The organism is Photorhabdus luminescens subsp. luminescens, assembly GCF_001083805.1.
Taxonomy (GTDB): Bacteria; Pseudomonadota; Gammaproteobacteria; order Enterobacterales; family Enterobacteriaceae; genus Photorhabdus; species Photorhabdus luminescens.
This window is the reverse complement of sequence record NZ_JXSK01000001.1, coordinates 625,598-648,035: the sequence shown is the minus strand read 5'-3', so window position 1 is coordinate 648,035 and position 22,438 is coordinate 625,598. Positions and strand designations below refer to the sequence as shown.

The 22,438-nt window shown below is 44.9% G+C and carries 17 protein-coding genes; 3 read left to right on the top strand and 14 right to left on the bottom strand.

The genetic code is table 11. The features are described from left to right. Positions 1-280: 280 nt before the first annotated feature. The 3 genes from xylA to TI10_RS02480 all read left to right on the top strand — a co-directional run bounded on the left by xylA (position 281) and on the right by TI10_RS02480 (position 2,634). Complete coding sequence (gene xylA, locus TI10_RS02485) at positions 281-1,600, top strand: xylose isomerase (RefSeq protein WP_049581588.1); 1,320 nt, start codon at positions 281-283, stop codon at positions 1,598-1,600. A gap of 192 nt (positions 1,601-1,792) precedes the next feature. Continuing rightward, positions 1,793-1,894 (top strand): DUF5397 family protein, encoded by a 102-nt coding sequence (locus TI10_RS26565; RefSeq protein ID WP_162202213.1) that lies wholly within the window; start codon positions 1,793-1,795, stop codon positions 1,892-1,894. A 365-nt stretch (positions 1,895-2,259) separates the two neighbouring features. Further along, positions 2,260-2,634: a VOC family protein gene (locus tag TI10_RS02480; protein WP_049581587.1), complete on the top strand. Its 375-nt coding sequence runs from the start codon at positions 2,260-2,262 to the stop codon at positions 2,632-2,634. A 45-nt stretch (positions 2,635-2,679) separates the two neighbouring features. Here the strand turns inward: TI10_RS02480 and TI10_RS02475 are convergent, their stop codons facing one another. From TI10_RS02475 to TI10_RS02410, 14 genes are all read right to left on the bottom strand, one after another. Then, the gene (locus TI10_RS02475; RefSeq protein WP_049581586.1) at positions 2,680-2,958 is read right to left on the bottom strand and encodes a KilA-N domain-containing protein; all 279 of its coding nucleotides are present in this window, start codon (positions 2,956-2,958) and stop codon (positions 2,680-2,682) included. 345 nt (positions 2,959-3,303) lie between these two features. After that, on the bottom strand, positions 3,304-3,717 hold the full coding sequence (locus TI10_RS02470) for an Exc2 family lipoprotein (RefSeq protein WP_049581585.1): 414 nt from the start codon (positions 3,715-3,717) through the stop codon (positions 3,304-3,306). A gap of 292 nt (positions 3,718-4,009) precedes the next feature. Next, positions 4,010-7,621: a transporter substrate-binding domain-containing protein gene (locus TI10_RS02465; RefSeq protein WP_049581584.1), complete on the bottom strand. Its 3,612-nt coding sequence runs from the start codon at positions 7,619-7,621 to the stop codon at positions 4,010-4,012. Between the two features lie 3 nt (positions 7,622-7,624). Further along, positions 7,625-8,251, bottom strand: coding sequence for a response regulator transcription factor (locus tag TI10_RS02460; protein ID WP_049581583.1), 627 nt, complete (start codon positions 8,249-8,251; stop codon positions 7,625-7,627). A gap of 3 nt (positions 8,252-8,254) precedes the next feature. Further along, entirely contained in the window at positions 8,255-9,523 is a 1,269-nt protein-coding gene (locus TI10_RS02455; RefSeq protein ID WP_049581582.1) for a hypothetical protein, read from the bottom strand. Positions 9,524-9,634: 111 nt separating this feature from the next. Next, positions 9,635-12,178: a type VI secretion system ATPase TssH gene (gene tssH, locus TI10_RS02450; RefSeq protein WP_049581581.1), complete on the bottom strand. Its 2,544-nt coding sequence runs from the start codon at positions 12,176-12,178 to the stop codon at positions 9,635-9,637. Then, complete coding sequence (locus tag TI10_RS02445) at positions 12,171-15,680, bottom strand: type VI secretion protein IcmF/TssM N-terminal domain-containing protein (RefSeq protein WP_049581579.1); 3,510 nt, start codon at positions 15,678-15,680, stop codon at positions 12,171-12,173. Before TI10_RS02445 ends, tssH begins: the two co-directional genes overlap by 8 nt. A 15-nt stretch (positions 15,681-15,695) precedes the next feature. Next, positions 15,696-16,319 (bottom strand): DotU/TssL family secretion system protein, encoded by a 624-nt coding sequence (locus tag TI10_RS02440; RefSeq protein WP_244161493.1) that lies wholly within the window; start codon positions 16,317-16,319, stop codon positions 15,696-15,698. Next, a complete protein-coding gene (gene tssK, locus TI10_RS02435; RefSeq protein ID WP_049581577.1) occupies positions 16,316-17,713 on the bottom strand; it encodes a type VI secretion system baseplate subunit TssK in 1,398 nt (465 codons plus the stop codon). Before tssK ends, TI10_RS02440 begins: the two co-directional genes overlap by 4 nt. Positions 17,714-17,716: 3 nt before the next feature. Next, positions 17,717-18,394, bottom strand: coding sequence for a type VI secretion lipoprotein TssJ (locus TI10_RS02430; protein ID WP_049581576.1), 678 nt, complete (start codon positions 18,392-18,394; stop codon positions 17,717-17,719). A gap of 8 nt (positions 18,395-18,402) precedes the next feature. Next, on the bottom strand, positions 18,403-19,485 hold the full coding sequence (gene tssA, locus TI10_RS02425; RefSeq protein WP_244161492.1) for a type VI secretion system protein TssA: 1,083 nt from the start codon (positions 19,483-19,485) through the stop codon (positions 18,403-18,405). A gap of 13 nt (positions 19,486-19,498) precedes the next feature. Beyond that, positions 19,499-19,798 (bottom strand): PAAR domain-containing protein, encoded by a 300-nt coding sequence (locus tag TI10_RS02420; RefSeq protein ID WP_175445317.1) that lies wholly within the window; start codon positions 19,796-19,798, stop codon positions 19,499-19,501. Then, complete coding sequence (locus TI10_RS02415; protein WP_049581573.1) at positions 19,798-20,394, bottom strand: DUF6931 family protein; 597 nt, start codon at positions 20,392-20,394, stop codon at positions 19,798-19,800. The genes TI10_RS02420 and TI10_RS02415 overlap by 1 nt, the downstream gene beginning before the upstream one ends. A gap of 34 nt (positions 20,395-20,428) precedes the next feature. Continuing rightward, the gene (locus TI10_RS02410) at positions 20,429-22,435 is read right to left on the bottom strand and encodes a type VI secretion system Vgr family protein (RefSeq protein ID WP_049581572.1); all 2,007 of its coding nucleotides are present in this window, start codon (positions 22,433-22,435) and stop codon (positions 20,429-20,431) included. Positions 22,436-22,438: the final 3 nt, after the last annotated feature.

Here is a 22,438-nt window from a genome sequence, read left to right as displayed (position 1 = left end):
GCTGCTTTGTTGGCTGCTTTCACTCACCCCAGTCACATAGTTATCTATGTTCCTGGGGATTCATTCACTTGCCGCCGCGCTGCAACTCGAAATCTATTAGGTATATACAATCTTAATTATAATTATTTTTCTATTTTCAGGGTTAAATTAATGATAAATTATGAGATAAATCACACAATTAACAATAATCTTAATGAAGAAATAAAATAACGCAATTGAAAATAGCGACATTGATGAACAAAATTTTATATACACATATACCTATTAGATAGAGGCAGATATGCAGCAATATTTTGAGGGAATAAATAGAATTAGTTACGAAGGTCGGCAAAGTAATAACCCATTGGCTTTCCGTCATTACAACCCAGAAGAGATTATTTTAGGCAAAAAAATGAAAGATCATCTGCGTTTTGCCGTCTGCTATTGGCACAGTTTCTGTTGGAATGGTACGGATATGTTTGGCTCTGGGGCATTTGAGCGTTTTTGGCAAACAGGAAGTGACGCTTTAGAACTGGCTAAGCTTAAAGCTGATGTCGCTTTTGAATTTTTCTACAAGCTCAATATTCCTTTTTATTGTTTCCATGATATTGATGTTGCCCCTGAAGGTTGTTGTTTAAAAGAATATATTTATAATTTGGACGTCATGTCCGATATTCTTGCAGATAAACAAGCAGAGACTGGCGTTAAATTGTTATGGGGAACGGCAAACTGTTTTACACATCCGCGTTATGCTGCCGGTGCGGCAACTAATCCAGATCTTAATATTTTCGTTTATGCATCAACACAGGTATGTCAGGTGATGCAAATGACTAAAAAACTGGGTGGTGAAAACTATGTACTGTGGGGCGGACGTGAAGGCTATGAAAGTTTGCTCAATACAGATTTACGTCAGGAAAGAGAACAAATCGGCCGTTTTATGCAAATGGTTGTGGATTATAAATACAAAATTGGTTTTCAGGGAACATTATTAGTTGAACCTAAACCTCAGGAACCGACCAAACACCAATATGATTATGATGTGGCTACCGTTTATGGTTTCCTAAAGCAGTTTGGTTTAGAAAATGAAATTAAGGTGAATATTGAAGCTAACCATGCCACATTAGCTGGACACTCATTTCAACATGAAGTTGCCACGGCGATTGCATTGGGGATATTTGGTTCTATTGATGCGAATCGTGGGGATGCTCAATTGGGTTGGGATACCGATCAATTTCCAAATAGTGTCGAGGAAAATTCGCTGGTAATGTACGAAATCTTAAAAGCCGGTGGTTTTACGACGGGTGGTTTAAATTTCGACGCGAAAGTTCGCCGTCAAAGTATTGATATTGATGATCTATTTTATGGACATATCGGCGCCATTGATACTATGGCTTTATCATTAAAAAGTGCGGTGAAAATATTAGTAGACGGAAAATTAGATGAATATGTCGCTCAACGTTATTCTGGTTGGAATAGTGAATTAGGTAGAAATATTCTTGAAGGAAAAATGACACTTGATGAAGTAGCACACTATGCAGAAACATTGGTTCAAGAACCTAAGCATCGAAGTGGACAACAGGAATTACTCGAAAATCTTATTAATCGCTATATTTATGGTTAAATTAATTGTTGGCTAACAGGTCTCGTATTGGTAACAGATAAATTAGCGAAAATAGTACTTAATTATGAGAAAGCACTATACGGCCAATTTACAGTACACAATATCAAGGGGTTAGCATTCCCGAAAGTCGTTCTTGAAACAATATTCTCAAAATACTACACTATCAATGAATTTCAATAATGAGGAACGGTCATGATAACGACACCATTTGTACCTGTTGGCACGATAAAAAGCTTTGGTGTGTTTGGGCCAAAATATGAAGTAGGAAAATGTACGAATGGAAGATCTTTTTAGTAAAAGGTTGAGAGTCACCGGTTTTGATATGGATGTCGAATCCTTAAATACCAAAACATAAGAGGTAACTTTCATATTTCATGATAACAATTCCATCTAATACAAATTATCTCCACAAGATCCGATCTTAGGCACATCTTTATCGTCCAGAATTTTCATATCACTTTACATATGTATGTATATACAGGTGGTTAACATCATATTATAATGATAAGCGTAATCCGGTAACAAATTTTACCTATTGATTTATATAACGATTTGCTTTTACTCTCTTATTGAATCTAACTTAGATGAGAATGACATGATGACATGATGACATGATGACATGATGACATGATGACATGATGACATGATGACATGATGACATGATGACATTATCCCCTAAACCTAACCTTCAACTTGTTTACGTATCTGATATTGAACGTTCGACAGCCTTTTACAAGACACTTTTGAATTCTGAACCAGTATTTTCGAGTCCTCGTTATGTAGCATTTGCCGCCGGCGGTGAAGCACTATTCGCTATTTGGTCAGGCGGAACAACGCCAGATGCCTCTATTCCTCGGTTCTCTGAGATCGGTATTATGTTGCCATCTGGTGAGGATGTAGATCGCTTATTTGAAGAATGGCAGAAGAAACCCGATATCAAGATTGTGAAGGAACCCCACACTGAAATCTTTGGTCGTACTTTCCTCGTTGAAGATCCCGATGGTCATATTATTCGGGTATGTCCTTTGGATTAGATGTATTGATTCCGCTACAATTTCTACTTTTCATGGAAGCGTGTGCTAGGCGAATCTGAGATTTTGTGAGTTTAAAAGAACGTCCGTCTTCATATCCTCTTGCTTAATTCCATCGAATTCGATGGAATTAAAATCGGGATTATGTAGCTGTTCCCACAAACCGATAAACTCAATGGTACTGCGGTTTCTCATCCAGTTTTGCAGAATGTAATCACTGCGGTCGCCATCTTTGTACTTAGCGATGTCAGATAGCGATATATAGTCATCTTGTTTGTCGGAAAAAACAGAGACTTTTATACCCCGGACATCAATTTTTTGCGCCATAAACCTTTTTTCTCACTTTTGATGTGTCAGTTAAACGAAGGTTTAAATGACAGTCTTGTTTTAGCCTAAATACGGATGGAAAGATATAATATAAATTGTATATAAATCTATGTCTATTAAGTGAATTAGCAACTCAGTTGATAATGTTCTAATAATTATCCATTATAGCTAATAATAGTTTTAATGTGTCATTTTGGGGACGTTATGATTTCACATGAAAGAATAGCATAGGGTGTTCTGAGATGCAGTATGTTGTTTATCGCAATACTAGAAATTTTGCTTACCCATATCTTTAAATAGCAACTAAAGGACTTCGATTGTGAAGTCCTACATGAGTTAATTTTCTTACTTGCCATAGTAACCTGCCTCGTAAGAATTGATGATTCCGTTAATTAATGCTTTTTTCTTCTTATTTGAAATCTGACTATTGTTGATTTCTTTTGTGTGTACTTTTGGTGAAATGAATATTTCGGACATGCCGATTTCTTGAATTAAATTATCACTCTTAAAATAATTAATTTTTTGCTCAAATTCATGTGAACTGATGTTATTCATTCTATCCTTAACTCCTTCTCGATAAAATTGTTCAAAGAATGGCGTCATAAGCTTAATAGAATTATTTACATGTGTTTCAAAATTAGGGTCAAAATCATCATTAGAGCGATAAACATAATGTCGGGCTTCCCGTTCATAAGGTGGGAGATTTATTGAACAAGAAGATAAAAATAAGAAAATAGGGAAAAAATATAAAGCACGCATAAAAAATCCTCAATGATTTTGTCCTAATAATAGATTTAAATAATTATCGGTCATTTATTGATCATGTGTTGATTATGTTCTTCGAAGGCATCTGCCAGCTTTTTATTGAAGCGAACCAATGTACTGGTCAGGATAAAGTTACTAACTGTAGCTGTATTCATAGAAAATACCTTCCTTAGGTGTAATGTGAGAACAATGTACGTCAAAATGGTGTATTTTCCAATTTTTACGATGACAAAAATTGCATTTATATTTTCAAGCTAAGGTTTTTCTGTGTCGTTTCATTTGATTTCTAACTATGCAATTCCCTCAATTTCTGCTTAATTTGCTGTTGGAAATATTCCGCACGAGTTAATAAGACGGCTATTGTTTTCACATCACAATGTTCACTTTTTTCAATTCGCAGGCAGACACGTATTCCTTGCTGATATTGCATCAGCGCAAAAGCGCCTTTCATACGGTGAGCGTGATGCACAACTTTTTCATGGCATTGTTGGTTTTCCTGCTGTTGCAATTCTGCAATGTCTTCGGACATCCCTTGCTGTATTGCGCTGAGTAACTGGCGCTCTACCGCTACATCTTGTTGAGCCAGCGCTTGAATTTCATCGAATTTTAACGTTGTTTTGTCATTGACTTGCCGGTAATAACGGGTAATTTCTGCCAGCAATTTGCTTTGCACCAATGGTTTGGTTAATACCCCATTCATTCCGGCTTCCAAACAACGAGTCTGTTCGGTAGAAAACGCATTCGCGGTACATCCCAGAATAATAAATGGCGGTAGTTGCCGTAATTGCTCATGTTTTCTCAGTAACTGAGCCAGTTCGTAACCGTTCATTACCGGCATCTGGCAATCTGTCAGCACGATATCGAAATAGCCCTCTTCCACCAGATTCATGGCCTGTTCGCCGCTCTCAGCTAGCTCAATACGATGGCCCGATGGCGCTAATTGTAATGACAATACCTGTAAATTGGCAGGTAGATCATCAACCACTAAGATATTCAATGATTCATGAATTTGCGTCTCAATGCTTTCGGTTTTTTCACTTATCGCCTGCTTTTCAATAATAGTGCGCGTAAGCGGTAGCACCACGGTAACCTGTGCGCCGCCACTAGGTGCGCCAGTGATTTTCAAACTACCGCCCATTAATTCAACTAACTGTACAGAAATAGGTAATCCCAACCCCGTCCCGGTTTTACCGCCATTATTTTGCGTTACCTGTACATAGGGCAGCAAAACCGCTTCATACATGGTTTCCGGGATGCCACAACCAGTATCAGCAACCACCAGCGTAATTTCATCTTGCTGACTCTCTGGAATAGGCTGATAACTGGCGCTGATCTGTACACTACCCTGTTCGGTAAATTTAATGGCATTACCCAACAAGTTATTGATGACTTGGGTTACGCGTGTCGCGTCCAGTAGATGATAATATTCAGACGGTAAATCAAATTGATAGGTGAAAAGTAATTCTTTTTCCTTTGCTCGATGGCTAAAAGTCGCCACACACTTTTCCAGAATCGCCTGCAATGATTCCGGTTTGAGATTCAGCACCATCCGCCCAGATTCTATCTTGGAGAAATCCAGCACATCACCGATGATTCCTTGCAAAGATATTGCTGCCTGCCAGGCGATATGTAATGGCGTGGATGGCTGAGTTTGCTGTTTTACCTCCAGATCAAGAATACCGATAATGGCTTGCAGCGGGGTGCGGATCTCATGGCTCATGTGGGCCAGAAAATCTGATTTCTCCAAGCTGGCGAGTTCCGCCTTATCACGTTCCTGGCGTAGTTCTTGCGCCAGCAATTTACGTTCGGTCACATCAAACCAGCCGCCAATGATTCCCTGAACAACGCCTTCGGTATTGCGATAACTTTCAAGCCATAAATAGACATCTTTATCCTGCCCCTGAATAACAATGTTGCGATCGGAAAAATGTACAGGAGCGCCTTCCAAACAGCGTAGAAAAATTAGGCTGATCTCTTGCTCATCGGTCGGCTTTAAAAAGCATAGGGAAAAAAGACTACGGCCAATCACTTCAGATCCGATAGTGCTCATTTCATGTCGGAAATAGAGGTTAGCCGCCGTGATGCACATGGTGGGATCGCAGACAAACATCGGCGTAGGCATGTTATTAAACAGCGTTTCCCAATAAGCCAGTAAATCCTGTAAGTTGCTTTCCGCAGTCTTACGTCTTCTGATTTGATGTGCGAGGTAACTGCCCCAAAAAATTGAACTTAACGCAATCACAAGTAACGCTCCTCCCCACAGTTTCACCCAAGGAGAGATTTTATTGTCGTTATAAGGTGTGACATTCGCCATAGATAACCACTTCAACCGTAATACTCGCAGTTCATTTGGCGGCAGTGCATCAATGCTTTTATTTAAGATGTCCACCAATTGAGGATAAGCCGGTATGACGGCGTATTGTTCCGGTTGCAACGAGCCTTTAAAGAATTGAACAGAAATATTGGCGCCGTAGCGGCTTGCTTGTAGGTAATCAGCACTGATCAGGCTATCGAAAGTGGCATCTGCCGCTCCGGCCAGCACCATATCAATACCTTGCGTCACGCTGTCAACTTCGATGATAAAAATATCTGGATACGGTTTTAATAGTGATAAAAGTGCGTTGCCGCGCTGAATCGCCACCCGATGGTGTTTAAGTTGTTCAAACTCATAAGGCGCATTGCGCTCATTGCGCGTGATCATCACCCATTCCACGGTACCATAGGGATGACTGAAAGAGAGCCAACGGCTACGTTCGGGCGTGTTGAGCATGGAAGACATTTGTGCTTCGCCATTTTCTAGCAGCTTTTTAATGCCTACTGCGCCATCTGTTGGGATAAAATTAAAGGTGATGCCGCTTTTTTCTCCCAGTAAACGTAAAATGTCCACATCCAGTCCGGTGATTTGATCGTTTTTATCCAGAAAGGAATAAGGTGGCGCATTGCGATTCAGTGCCACATTAACGACAGGATTTTTTTTAATCCAGGCTTTTTCCTGAGCTGAAAAGATTGCGGCGTCATTATTGTTACCCAACGCCAGTCCAGAAATCCAACGTTCATAAACTTTATTTCTGATGGCATGGGGAATGGATGTCAGAATCAGATTTACTGCTTCAACCATGCCATCGCCGCTATGACCAAGAAAATCATATCGTTCCCCGAATGAAATATCCCGGCGGTAAGTCAATCCGGTAAACGGACGAAAAGCCAGTAAATAGGCAATCTGGCTTTGTCCATCCAGATAGGCATCCGTTTCACCATCCACAACGGCCTGTATCCCTTCCTGCTGATTTTTCGCCACTGAAATAGTGCGGTAATGTTTACGTAATTGCTTAATGACATCTGGATCACTGCCTGGCGCCGCCATAATATTCATTTTGGCAAATGGCATATTCACTTGTTCTTTGCGCATAATCAGGGCAAGTGGTTGCACCAGAATCGGGTAAGTGTCATTTGCTCCATTTCCTGATTGTGATGAGGCGGAATTCGATAACAGTTGGATATCTCCACGTTGCAACGCTTTATAACCGGATTCCCAGTTGCCAAATAGCCGTACCTCCACTGGCCTTTTTAGTACGGTTTCAATTAAGCGCAGATAATCCGCATAAATCCCTTCTAACTTGCCGTCCCAACGATGGATCACCAATGGCGCGCCGATACAACAGAGAATGCCGACTTTTAATGTCGGAAATCGTAAGGGAAGAACAGTTTGTTCTTTGATGGGAAAAGGCAAAAATTCCTGCGATTCTTGCGTGATGTTTGAATAAAACTCCACCGGTAGTCCATTTGCAGGCAGCTTTTGCGCATTGCGGTATTCAAACAGGTTGAGACTCCAGCCAGATAGCGGTAACAGCAATACCAATAGGACAAGCCATCGCCATTCTTTACGCCAGTGCTTCATGGCTTATAGCCCCAGTCCAATCTGATGCAAATAATTATAAAGTTCGGCTTCATTATCTAACCCGAGCTTTTTCATTGCGCTGATTTTTTGTGCGCTGATCGTCTGTTTGGTACGGTATAAACGCGCAGCAATATCATTCACACTCAACCCTTGGCCCAACAATTTAATTACTTCCAACTCTTTGCTGGTGAGTGTTTTTACCACTTCCTCGCACGGCGATTCGAGAAATTGTTCACTTAAATACGGTTCATAACGCCCGGTTGTGCTGTACAACCCTTTGACCAGCTCATGGGATAAGCTGTTTTTGTTCAGAATTGCTTTCACTCTGTAGTCAATCAATGAAGCAATGATTTTTCGGTCACTGATCATGGTAATGACCACAATAGGCAAGTTTGGATATTGTTCCCGTATTCGGCTAATCATCCTCAGACCGTCGCTCTGGTTATTACCCGGCATAATGAAATCTGTAATCAGCATATCCGTTTCTTTTTCTTCCAGTAGAGAGAAAAGCGTGGCGACATCATGAGCTTCCCCCACAATCTGGTAATTTTCCGGCAATGTTGACAGTATCGTGCGTAGTCCTAATAAAAATACCGGATGATCGTCAGCAATAATGACTCGTCTGGGCATAAGTTATTTCTCCAGATTATTTTCTACTTTACTTTTTTTATGTGCTATTTCACGTATCGTTCCTTCAATAAAACCGGCATCTTCTCCCACATGGACGATTAAAGCGATAATGATCAGGTTAAATTCGCCTTTGCCATCGGCAATCCGAACTTTTAGTGTCTGCGGTATTTGCGAGACTGAATTTTTAAGTTGTTCGATTTTATGCCGATCTTCCTGATGTACCCAAGCCATCAATTGCGACCAGGAGGCAGGCGCTTTTCCGTACCGCATCCAAGCAGAACCATTATGATGCCAGTACAGATGTCCTTTGGCGCTTAACCGAAAGCAATTCACCTGTTCTTCATCCAGCATGGCTCTCATTAACAGAAGATGCGCTTTGCGGCGATGTAATGCATTGATTATGTTAGATAAACAGCTACAGCATAATAACGCGGGCAAGGTCAACGCTGTACTGTACCAAGCCGCTATCTGCACATTTTGTTGGAGATTGGTTAACGGGGATGAGAATGGCCCAAGACCAAAAATGGTGGCACTTACGATCCCCACCGTACACAGGGATAAAAAGCTGCTTAATATCAGCAGATTACCGCTAAGTGCCAGCAACATCGGCAAACTAAAGGAAAACAGCAGTGCGATCCCTTGCCAGTGTATTTTCCCGGCTTCCGGGGGCGGACTAATGAACAATGCTGTCATGGCAAATAGAGCCACCAGCCATAAACCGTAGACTTTCCAGTTCTCAACCCTACTTTTCTCATAGGTGATACAGGAGATAACAAACAGCGTAAATGGCAGATAACTCAACACTGAGCCTACGACAATCGGTAATGAAACCGATATGTCGGTAGGATAGCCAAAGAGATGAAGTATCCACTTTGCGATAAATCGCTCAATGATGCCACTTAACGAACAGAGTATGGTCAGGCTAATGATGTCCCTTGCCCGCTTTGGGGCACGCATAACACCGTAAAAAAACTGCCAGATCAGCGCGGTTACCACCAGCATCATCACATTGATGCAGGAAAAGATCAGCGATACGTTTACCGGTCTTCCATACCACTGACTGGCAGTCAGAGAAATCAAGGCGCCCGTTATTAACCAGACAGGCCAGTACCGTGGCGCCCTGGCGCAAAATATGCCTTGTAACAAGCCTGCCGGAAACCACACCAGTGATGACAGACTCCACACATCCCGTACCTGTAGGCTTAACAGTGCCAGTGCGAAATTGACCAATGTAAAAATAAACCAGAAGATCACTATCTTTTTCATTTTCATCGGGATCTATTCCGTAACACTGATGTTACATTTATGTAAGATAATAATAGCAGAGATAAGCGTTTGCTACCCTTAGTTGATAATATTAGATAGTGATAGTTTCTTTTTGTCTTATCGTAACTGCACTTGACCGTCTATAACGTCCATCCAAACATCCTGATTAACTGGCGTATCCCCTAGCAGCAATTGATCTGATAACAGCGGCAGGACAAACTGTGTCAACAGGTTATCAATTTCACGGGCGCCGCTTTCCGCGATCTGGCATCTTTCCGCGATAAAATCCACCAGCGTGTCGTTGTAGTGCAATTCGCATTGGGTTGATTGACGATATCGTGCGACAACGTTGTTCAGTTTATGACGCACAATGGCATGCAGAACTTCGCCATGTACCGGCAGATAAGGAATGACCTGCAAACGGCCTAAAAATGCCGGTGTAAAAATACGTTGCAGCTCTGGCCGGATAATCTCTTGAATATCTTCGAGAGTTGCCGGGCGATTTTCTCCCTGCTCTTTTACTCCGTGCATTGCCGCCCGCATCACCAAATCTGATGCTGCATTCGTGGTCAGGATAATCAGTGTATTGCGAAAGTTAATCTGTTGCCCTTCAGCATCTTCCATCATGCCTTTATCGAATACCTGAAAGAACAGTTCCAGTACATCGGGGTGCGCTTTTTCCACTTCATCAAGTAACACTACACTGTAAGGTTGACGTCGAACCGCTTCGGTCAATACACCACCTTGTCCATAGCCGACGTAGCCTGGGGGAGAACCTTTCAGGCCGGAAACCGAATGGGCTTCCTGATATTCCGACATGTTAATTGTGATCAGATGATGCTCACCGCCATACAACTCATGAGCCAATGCTAAGGCAGTCTCGGTTTTTCCTACACCAGAAGGCCCTGCGAGCATAAATACTCCGGTAGGTTTGACCGGATCGGCCAGTTGCGCTTTAGCAATCCGAATTTGACGCGCTATCTGGTTGAGCGCATGATCTTGCCCCATGACCCGTTGGCCGAGGCGGGTCTCTAACTGACGCAACACATCACGCTCATTTTCTACCATCCGGCCAAGGGGGATTCCGGTCCAACCGGCAACGATGTCTGCGACACAGGCGGCATCAACACAGTCAAACACATAAGCATGCTGATGATGGCGCTGATGCAGTTCTGCACGTAACACAGGTAGCCGTTCGTCGTGTTCTTCACAGGTGAGGATGTCACTCACCAACTGACGTTGAGCATGATATTCCGGCAAAATTTCTGCCAGTGATGTTTGCAATTCAGCCTGACGCTGCGCCAATTTCTGTAACTGGGTTTCATGACCACCTTCACGCAATAATGCTTCTTGTTCGGTAACAATGTTTGCCAGCATAGCACGCAGATCTTCAATCGGCGCTGGTTCATCCGTTTGTGAAACTGCAACGCGGGCACAGGCGCTATCTAACAGGCTAACCGATTTATCCGGCAACTGACGTCCAGTGATATAACGGTTGGCTAACGTAACTGCTTCTGTGACCGCTTCTGCAAGTATCTTGACGCCATGATGTTTTTCCATTGCCGGTGTCATGGCGCGCAACATGGCGATTGCCAGCTCTAGCGAAGGTTCTTCAACTTTGATCACCTGAAAACGGCGGGCTAACGCGGCGTCTTTTTCAAAGTACTTCTTATATTCAGACCAGGTGGTTGCCGCAATCGCCCGTAATTCGCCACGTGCCAGCGCAGGTTTCAACAGATTGGCTGCATCGTTTTGTCCGGCTTGGCTGCCTGCGCCAATCAGTGTATGCGCTTCATCAATAAATAGAATCACTGGTGTAGGATAACCCTTCACTTCATCCAACAATTTCTGCAAGCGGCTTTCAAACTCGCCTTTTACGCTGGCGCCTGCTTGTAACAGTCCCATATCCAGCGTAAATAATTCAGCCTGTGCCAAAACTTTCGGGACACGGCCTTCAACGATCCGTTGAGCAAGCCCCTCGATCAGCGCAGTTTTGCCGACACCTGCTTCACCAGTTAACAATGGATTGTTTTGGCGACGGCGTAATAGCACATCAATTAATTGACGAATCTCCCGCTCACGTCCCAAAACCGGGTCTAGTTTGTTGTCACGCGCTGCTTGTGTCAGGTGATGTGTGTATTGTGCCAGTGCGGATTGAGTGTTATCCCCGACAGGCGTCGTAATGTGTTGCGGTTCCGTATGTGTCTGTGTACGCAACCATTGCTCTATTTCGTCGGTGTTACCCTGTAACGCTTGCTGTAACTCCGAGGTAAGTGAATGGTGCAGTGACGGATTCATGATCAGCGCCACAATCAATGCCTGAACGGTAATCTGTGATGCTCCCCAGTGAGTACTAGCGTACATCCAGGTTTGTTCCATCCATTCAGTCAGGCTGGTAGCCAGTACCGGCGGACGATGGTTACCACTGCGTAATAATGCCAGTGATCGTTGACAGGCATTCAGCAACGTCATGGCATCAATACTACCGTGGTGACACACTTGTTGCATCGTCGGAAGCTGTTTTTCAAACAAAGCCAATAGCAGATGTTCAATTTCCACTTCATGATGGGTGCGCCGTACCGCCAGATTAGCGGCTTCATCAAGGCACTGACGCGCTTCTACCGTTAATTTACTAACGATCTGTTTAAGATAATTACTCACTTTTAGGTTTCCTTAATTCGTTCCAATGGGTGGTGATCTGTGATGGCAAAGTAGAGAGGGTTCCTTTTGCCACTGTTGGTTCACTTAGATTTAACAACTGGCTATCCAGTCGGTTGCGCTGTTCCAACAACGCTGTTTGTTGTTGCTGACGTTGTTGCCACTGCTGATAGAGTTTTGAAACAGTTTTGCTTCCGCTGACCTGATAGCGCACGGTGATGTTATTGATACCCAGTGCGCTTAATTCATCGCGCCGCTGTGGGAACGCTTGTGCTGCCAGTGTCAATTCGCCACGGGAAAAAGCGTGCATAAATTTCAGCAAACCATCGGGGCCAACGTAACTTTTGCTTAATGTAAAGCGAGGAAAATAGACATCAATTTGTACTTTACCGCATGTTCCTGGGCTCCAATGCAGCGTCATGCTGTCATTGAAATTCATACTCTTAAGCTGCTGTACGCCATCATCACAACTCAACGTCACTGAACTGCCCACTGGCAACACCTTTGCCCCTTGGTTAGCCGTCGCCGGTTGACTGACAATCGTGACTTCCGCCGATGGCTTCTGTTCTTGCTCCGGTTCCTGTTGTGCCGTTGCCAGTTGCTGCTCGCTTTCCAGTAAGGCGAGTTTCTCTTGCAGGCGACGGCGAATATCCGATGTCGCTGAAAGTAGGTCATTCGGCTGGATAAGGTTATTGATGTAGAAAGTGAAATCGTCGCTAAACGGAAAGAGCACATCTTCTATTTCCTGAGGCTTAATCCCTTCTGGACGAATATCCAACGCATACTCTGCGGTATCCCGTACAAATGAGTTACTGTATTCATACAAACGCGCGTTCAATTCCCGGCCATCAAACAGTTCTTGTCTGCTCAATTTTTCCATCGGCCAAATCACTTTGCTTTCCCACTGGGTTTGCAAGCGGCTGGCGGCACTTAAGAAGGCGTAACGTAGTACCAGATGTGCATCACCCTGATAGAGCCGCCATAAGGTTTCATTTACTCCTGCGTCTTGCTTGCTTTCGGTCTCATGGCGCCACAGGGTGAAACGGTTAAACAATGCGCGTAAACCGTTATCATTCAACTCTCCTTTCTCATTACTTAGCGCATTTTTAACCAATACCTCGGTTTCCATATCACTAAGCAACTCGCGTTGGCTATTTAACTGCACTGCTTGCCGGTAGGCGCGATAGCGCGTCAGCGCAGTGTCATCCAGTCGTACCGAGATCTGCGGTGAAATACCAAGCCATGACATGATGCGTTGGCGTAAAGAGAGGTTCCCTAGCGAGACTCGTTGCATCACACTACTTTTTTGCACATAACCATGCAGTTGCCATAAGCGCTGCTGTGCCTGCAACCAGGACTGCTGATCCGCCTTTTCTACCGTGGATAAATCATGTTCTAACTGGGTCAGAAAGGCGATATAGGGACTGCCATATTGACCTGCGGCTAATGCCAGCGCTTGCCAGTTTTTCTTGCCTCGTACTAATGTTTCTCCTTGAGGCATAGCCTGAGCAAATGCTAACCACTCTGATTGGCGCTGATTTTGATACTGTTGATAGAATGAGCGCTGTAAAGGAGCAAAAAATGCTGGTCTGTTAAGAGCTTGTGCCAGTTCCCCCAAGGTTGCCTGAATATCTTGCTCGCCGGTTTGGGTATAAACACCACGAATACGCGTGTTAATTGCGGCAGCATCATCGTTGGCGAGCGGCCAGAAATCAGCCAGTGTCAGCGAACGTGTTCCTGCTGGTTGTTCGTCAGCTAACAGCCACTGCCAGTTATGGCTATCTTCCAAGAGTGTCTGCAATACATTTCGCCACTGATCAAATTCTTGCTGTGCATTGCCTTGGCGATATTGCGCCAGACGGAGTGCGACGCGTTGTTCTGCTGATAAAGGATCGTTTTTACCACTTAACAGTGACGCTGAATAAGCAGGCATATGCTGTAAAGTTTCCAGCGTAGCGCCATGCGCCATTGCTTGTTCAGTGTTAATAAAGCGTGCCCAGTGTAAAGCCAACTGTTGTTTTTGCAGTGCCCCAGCACGACGGAAACGTGCTAGCAAATGTGTCGCTACCGATTCCGGGTTGAATGCGTCAACAGGTGCTTGTTGTTGATACTGCCGCGCTATCCGTTGTTCCAGCGTATGGCTGACTGGATAAAAAAGCAGAGGTGACAGAGTTTCCTGTGACCAGTACTCAACTTGTTGGTAACGCAAATAACTCCGCTCAAGTGGGTTTACCTCATGGATATTTTCAAGTTGTGTAACACCCCGCCAAGTCGTCATCAGTGCGTTGCCCGCGCCGCACACCAGTATCAAGATTAATAGGCTAACCAATACGCGTTTGGTTAACGTCCGCCAGCCGGTCAGTAATACGTTATCACTACGTTGATCTTGACTATGTTGAACTTGATCAGGCAGAGATTCTCCCAACAAACGGTGACTGAAAACGCCATCGGTTTGATGTTCGGCGGTAAAAAACATGCCACGTAGCAGGCCATGCTCCAGATAATGGTCTTGGTCGAACAGTGCATTCAGGTAGCAAGCCAGTGCTGGTTGCAGTTGGGCTACGGTTTCTGGTAATGCTAAGACTTCCGCATTGGGTTGCTGCCGTTGCTGATTGAGCAACTTAAGACGCATCATTTTCAACGTGTTAACGATGGTGTTCATGCTCTGATCCAGCATGTCGGCGACATGACTCACCGTGTGATGCCCGATAAAATCGCCTAGCAATTCGGCACGTTGTTCTACTGACAATTGGGCGCACCAATGGTCAAATCCCGGCAATGTTTCACTATGAGTAAGGATCAACCAGATTGGCAAGCGGCGTTCCAGACGTATCTGTAATGGTTCCAATTGCGCACGTACCTGACGTGCGGCGATATAGAGCGCTCTATTGTCGCTGTTTAACAACTGCTCCACTGACAAGCAAACGAGTACGCCAGCAGGTTTACGCACCTGCGCGATCCAGCGTATTAGACGCAACCAAGCTTGCCGGTACAGGGATTGACCTTCGGTATAGCGGCCGGAAACGACCATGTACATTGCCCGGCGGAAGAACCACCAGCGGCACGTGAAGGTGTTTTCTGTCAGTGATGGCAGATTTTTCCCCGTCATAGGCGCCACATTGCAGCGTGTTAACAGCTTCTGTTTACCATTGCCCCGTTCCCCTACCACCAGAAACCACGGTGGAACGGGATCGTTACGGTGTAACAGTGAACGGAAGCGACGCCAGCTTTGTAAATATCCTCCCTGCCGCCAGTGCTGGTACAGTAAATATTCCAGACGGTTATCTCCTTTCCGCCATAATTTATTTATCCAGCTAAGTTTATTCATTATTTGCGGCATGAGTGTAATTGCTACACGCAGCAATAATAACAGCAGGAGTAGGCAAAGAAATAATAACAAGCCACCTATTGTCGGCCATGAGAATGCCACAGCGATGGTTAAACTGAGTAATAAAAGGATAACCATCACGCTAAGCCAGCCAATGGCATAAAGTAATTTTTTCATGTTTAATTTCCGAGTTTACCGGCCAATACTTAATAAATAGACGGTAAGAAAAATATAAATTAATGTAAGAGATGACATGAATAATATTAATTTTCTGCGCCATTTATTATTGGCACGCTTATTTTCCAACTTATTATCGTATCTATTCATTAATCGGTGATTTTCTAAAGAGAGATAATCACGCAAAGTATCAGGAAGATTATCTAATTCTTGCTGGATAATATTGTGTAATTCCAAATTATCGCGTTTGCCGTAACGACCATAAAATCCAGCAAGCAGACAAAAAACATAGACTAATCGGACCTGATAATTATCCGGTACTAATGCGACAAGGCGATCAAAAAATGTATTCCCACCCAGTTCGGCATCATAAAGCTCTGCTTGTAACGACGATTGGCGCCAAATATTCAATTCTTTCTGACCTGCGCACAGAATGGCTTCGTCTGCCCAAACCACCACGGCGAAATTTGCTTCTTCGATATCTTGCGCCCCATAACCCTGCAAACGCGCCCTATTCTGTGCTTGTGTCAATTCAGCTAATACGGCTTGCCGCAGTGTTTCCGCTTGATTCACCTGCTGCTGGATCATGCGCAATACGCAAGTGAATACTGGAATATAACAATCCAACAATTGCATCATGATGCTCTCACTATAACGATTTCTGTTTGTAAATCGTCTGGCGCATCTGCCCAATGCACCGCTACACGTTTACTATCTTCTACCTGACGCCACAACGTACCGCGGTTTTCTACCCGGAAATAGCGGGTGTTTGTCCGGTTGGGCAAACCATGTGGCGCAATTTCTTGGTAGTACAGACGTACACCGGGCAAAGCACGGTTAATAATGTTGTCGATCTGTTCCGCCGCAGCCAGTTTAATCAGGCGATCGTCAGGAATTTCACGCTCACGATGGGTAAAGCTGTCAGAGCGCAGCACCAAATAGAGCCGTTGTTGTTCATTGACGCCTGTTCCATTGAAGGCCGCATGATAATAGCCGTGGCTTTCTTGTTGCAGAGGGATCACGGTGTTCGGTTCCAGCACCAGTGCATTAAGCAAATCAGTAATTGTCCGTTCACAACTATCAAGGGTTAGCGCCAGATCCGAATGCTGATATTTTTCCAGTACTTCTTCCTGCCCGTTCCATTCGCCTAAAAAGGAGCAACGGTCGGTAAAACAGGAAAGCTCGCTGATCAGTTGGCGTAATAACCCAAAAATCTGTAAGGGGTGAATATCTCTCGCCTCCTGAAAATGGTGCAACTGTACGACATAACGCGCCAGAGTCCGTAGTGTCAGCAATAATGTGCTTTTTTCCTGGGTATAAATTTCCCCTTCTAGCGTTTGCGGGCGTTTTAACTCTTCCAATTGATGGACTCGCCCGGTTAACTCCTGACACAGTTGATCAATGCGTTGGCCCAGTTGTGGCACAGCATAGAGCGTCAAACAGGGTGGTAGATAGCGGTTATCCAGCGTAATACCGTCACTGGTGCAGTGCAGTTGACCAATCGGTAATAATGTATAACCCGTTGCCTGAGCAATCTCATCATGCAAGAAAAAACGTAAGTTATAGGTCAGTTGTTGCACTTCCGCTTCCGGCCCCTCGCCAAAAGCATCTCGCATACGCTGTTCTTGCGGCCATGTTACCCAACGGCTGGTGATATGACCGACACTGTTGGCATCCGTGATACCGGTGACGTTACTCTGATTGTGGCTGAACATACGCAAACCGACATAAATACGCTGCGGTTTGTCGCGTATCGGCCAGCCATCCCGTAATGATCGGGCACTCAGTACGCCATTGACATCACAATCTACGTAACAGCCATCGGGAAAAATGAACGCGGCGTGATGGACGCTCAGCAATTCGTCACTGAGTGCGGCCAGATTGAATGCAAGTTTCACCACACCAAAAGCATAAGGCTGTGTCAGTAACTGATAGCGCCCTTGCCAGTATTGTTGTTGCAATTCATGGGCCTGAAAGTGTTGCGGCTGTAAATATAAGCCTGAATACCAATACATCGGTTTATGTTCAAACATAGGTTACTTCCTCAACAAACTCTCGTCACTGCCGGATTCTGCCGTTTGTCCGGGGAAAACTATTTGTCCTGGGAAAACCACCTCATCTCCCGTGTTACCTGCTGAGAAATCACTGCGGGTAATGGCGTAACGTCCTAGCGTCAGATTAATGCTCATGGGAATAAATTCAGCGTTCCAGGAGCTATTCCACCAACCGTGTTGCTCAAGGCGCAGCGGCAATGATAATACTCGCGTATGAGTACTATCTGGCGCCGGGTAGTAACCGGCAATTAGTGCGATATAACGCGCCTGTTCTGCTCTATCGATGTGTAAAGATACGGATTGCCCCGGCATCATCACGTAATTATCCAACTGTAATATTTGCTCTGTTGTCCCAGTGCCGGCAAATAAATTGCGTAATAACGCGGAATTAGCCAGTAATTTATCTAATTGTTCACGTTTCTCCGCTTGAACAATTAATATTGTGCAACTGTTCGACATATTATTAAAAACATTCAGTTGTGGAACCGCAGTTATTTTTAAACGAATGGCATTGCTGGCATAAACCGGTTTGGCTTGTTCAATTGCTTGTAAGCGTTTTTCATCGTTGGAAATAGAATGACTACAACCATTTATTAAAAGAATTGCCGTCAATATTAAAAAACGGCGTTTAATGATATTATAAAAATTCATGTTATTCATTTTGCTCTCTATTTATCTTCTGGTCCTTTTATCACGCGCATAATTTCCTGTAGCGCGGAGGTATTTTCTGACATCATTTCTTCCAGCCATTCGGCCATGCCCATATTGGCCCAACGTGCTGCACGTTCAATTAAATAGGGTACCGGACTGGTAGGTTCATTTTGACGAAAGTAATTGGCGATATTGATCATTTGTCCTATGGCGATAGTGCGCATTTCATGGTGCGCCCGATCTTCTGTTAAAAAAGTTGTATTCATGCCGTTTGGCGCATCTCCCCCTGCCGCTATTGCTGCATTGCTATATTCCTGAATTAATTCCGGCGCCGCCATTTCACGAAATCGTTCGATTAAGGCCACCAGATCTTGCAATCGCTGGGTACTGGCGCTCATGCTGTTACCGGCATCTGGCAACAGGCTCGCCATGATGTGTTGCAGTTCTGCCAATGCTTTACTGACCTGTCCAGTTTGTACCAGCAGTTGGTTAAATCGTTCGGCTGGCGTAGTGCGAATACTGCCGTCACATTCAGCGATACCGAAATAACCGTCACTGATCAAGGCACTGCGTAATTCACTATTAACGGCAACGCGTTGTTCAAAATATTGCACCCGTTGCCAAATGTTTAGGCTCAATTTGCCATCATCGGTTAGTGTCAGATTGTCCAATTGTTTCGCCAATTGTTTATCTAACCAGCTCAACCGACCAAGACGGGCATCCGCGCTGTTTGTCTCTGTATCATCCAGCGGCGGATAAAGTACCGGCCAAAAAGTTTCCACTAGATGGGCAAGTAATGTGATACCGCCGCTAATCCCGGCCAAACCATACAGTTCCCCTTGTGCTTGGGTTAACCAACAGGCTATTTGCAAGTCTTTACTCTGTTTTTCCAGCACTTCCTGGCACAACGCTGAAACCTTCATCCAATCAGCCTGACGGGTTTCATACCCCCATGTGTCGTCTTGGAGTAAATTATCGTCGGTTTCGCGTGCTGCGTTTATCTGTTCAAAAATAGGTTCGTATTCGATATCGCACCCGGCTGGTTTGTCAACCGTAATGGGTTGTAAAAAACGCGCGATATCTGTCTGGGCTAAGTTCACGGTGACTTCCATTTCAAGCAATAATCACCAATGGGTAACCGGTAGTAATTGTGCCGCCATGTGCGCACAAATCGCCGAGTCTGGCCGCAGGCCGTCCGCCAATCAATACCGTTGGGCTGCCCATGACTATCGTATCCGGTGGACCGACGCACACCAGCATTGAGCCCATTGTTGCCGCGGGTAATCCACCAATTAGCACTGTCGGCACACCTGGCGGCATAATCGGCCCGCCTACATGTGGCACCGGCGGTATCGCAGGCGATACCATTGGACAAATATGCATATCACCCACACGGGCTGCTGGCATTGGCATCATTGCTCTCCTGATAATGTGGCTTCATGGTACAGATAATTTTTGCGCCCCTGATCTTGTGACGGCGGCAATTGCCTTAGTTGGCTGTATGCCAGTTGAAAAAATTGCTCAACGTACTGCATTTGTTGTTCCGGTTGCTCGCCGTAAAGGTGCAATATTAGGCACAACGTATCGGCTAATGCCGTCGGTGACAGCCACGGTTGTGGATAGACTGCTTCCAGATCCGCAGTGGTCATGCTGCCTTCACTCCAAAAAACAGAAAGCGCCAGACATGAAATTGGGTTATCGAACCCAACTGTTTGTGCCTGTTCGAACAGTTCATGACGCAAAGGATCACCGCCATCAACCCGCCAGCGTCGCACCTGTTGCAATAACGACCGTTGTCCTTGCATGAGATCGCGTTCGTAAATGCAGGAGATAAATGTCAGTACCAGCTCCAGAGCCTGGGGGTAAGGCAACATAAAAATGGTGTAGTACACCGCGTCTTGCCACAACATTTCCTTGTTAAGCGCTGATAGATTCTGTTCATGTGCTGCGTGTTGTTGTAGCGCCGATTCCGCCTGTGGCGAAAGCGGGCAATGTCGTAATTTGACCATGACTGCAAACTCTTATTATTCGTTGATCCTGCTATTAACCAATCTTGGTCAAAGTTCCTTTCACCATAGCAATGCCGGTTGCATCCACCTGAACAATGCCGCCTTTTAATTGTGCCATTGCACTGCCTTCTACTTTTACTGTGGTGCCGGTTAGCTCCGCCATGCCACCGCTCTTTAACGCCAGTTTTCCTGATCCTTCTACGGTGACGGATGGCGCTTTGATGGTGATCCCGGATGGGGTAATCGATAATTTGCTGGCGCCGACTTTCAGTTCAATACCCTGATTTGCCGTAATTGTGCATTGTTGACCTACATTGATTTTGGCGTTACCTCTGGATACTTCCAGCTCATAACTGCCTGCGCTGACGGTGGTGGTGAAATTACCGCGATCCAACGTTTGTTTCTTGTCGCCTTTTTTTACTTCGGTTACGGCATTGCCTTCGGTCAAAATTAACGTGTCATTACCCTTTTTAATTTGGGTGTCGCGTTTTTCTTGGATTTCCCATAACACGTTGCGATCGATCTGCGCCGAAAAATCATTTTTCACTTTCAGACGCATATCTTTTTGTGAGTGAAGCAAAATAAACTCTTCACCTTTTTTATCTTCGAAGCAAAGCTGATGTCCTTGTTCCACTGTGCCTTTTGCACTACTGCGCGTAGCAATACCACTTTGGGTTTTCTGTCCCGGTAGCGCGAATGGCGGCATTTTTACCCCGTTATAAACCGTTCCGGTCACCAGCGGGCTATCTGGATCGCCATCGATGAAACTCACCAATACTTCACTACCCACGCGTGGCACAAATTGTGCGCCAAACTTTGCGCCATTCCAGAACTGACTGACCCGTATCCAACAGGAGCTGTCATCATTTTTTTTATGTTCTTTATCCCAGTGAAACTGGATTTTGATTCGCCCTTGCTCATCAGTATGGATCTCTTCTGACGTCGGCCCTACCACCAGCGCGGACAATACACCGGAAATGTAAGGCCGCGTAACAGAAGGACGCGGGCGAAATGCTTTATTCGCCGGGAGTAAGGTCACTTGAGACAAAAACAGTAATTCGCCTTCTTCCAGGTTGTTCTCCGCTTTTAATCGCTGGCGGCCCACTGCATAGCGGCCATCGGCGCTGGCGTGCCCTTTCAGGGTGAACTGATGCCCCACTTGTAAACCGGGATAACTGTTAACGGCACGTGCGTAATAGGACTGTGATTCCCATTGCTCCATGCACAACGTTGCCTGTGCTTCCAGTTGATTACGCTCCTCCTGACGCCGGTCATCATAGATAGAAAGCTTAGGATTGGTAGAATAGCCGCTGTTCGCTTTGGCGCTGGCGCTGATTGCCGTTGCGCTTTTAGCGTTATAACCATTCATTTCCGTCGTACCTGGAATCATGGTGCGATGAATATGCCAGGCGCGTAGCCCATAGCCCTGTTGATCACCTATCTTTGATTGGTATGGCAATACTGCTAAGGGCGCGTTAATAAACGTTGAAGGGTGATCCGCCAATACCAGCACATGACGCCCTTCTTCATGGCGAAAGAAATAGAAAATCCCCGCTTGCTCCAGTTGACGCGTCACAAAGTCAAAATCTGATTCCTTGTATTGCATACAATATTCAAGCTTCGGATAACGACTTTTTAGCGCCAGTTCAACGTCGTTAAACCCACGTTTGCGGAAGATATCACATACCATATCCGGCACGCTGATGCGCTGATAGACGCGCAGATTGTGGGTTAATGTCAGCATTTTCAGCCAGGGCTCAATTCGTGCCTGATAACAAAACTGGCCGTCGCTAAAACCTTGCTGCTGTAATTCAGTCAATATGCCATGAACAATGCGGTGGTTCGGTGCATCACCGATACGAAATGCCAAAGGTTTACCAATATGAGACTCCAGCGTATCCCAGTCTGCGTTGGAATAGAGCTGAGCAGAAAATGAATAAGGCCGCGATAGATGCTCTTCACCTTCTATTTTGTTCAGTGCCACAATATCTGACAGGCTACCGATAACCTGTAAAAAACGATTCTTTTGCCCTAACAGCATCTT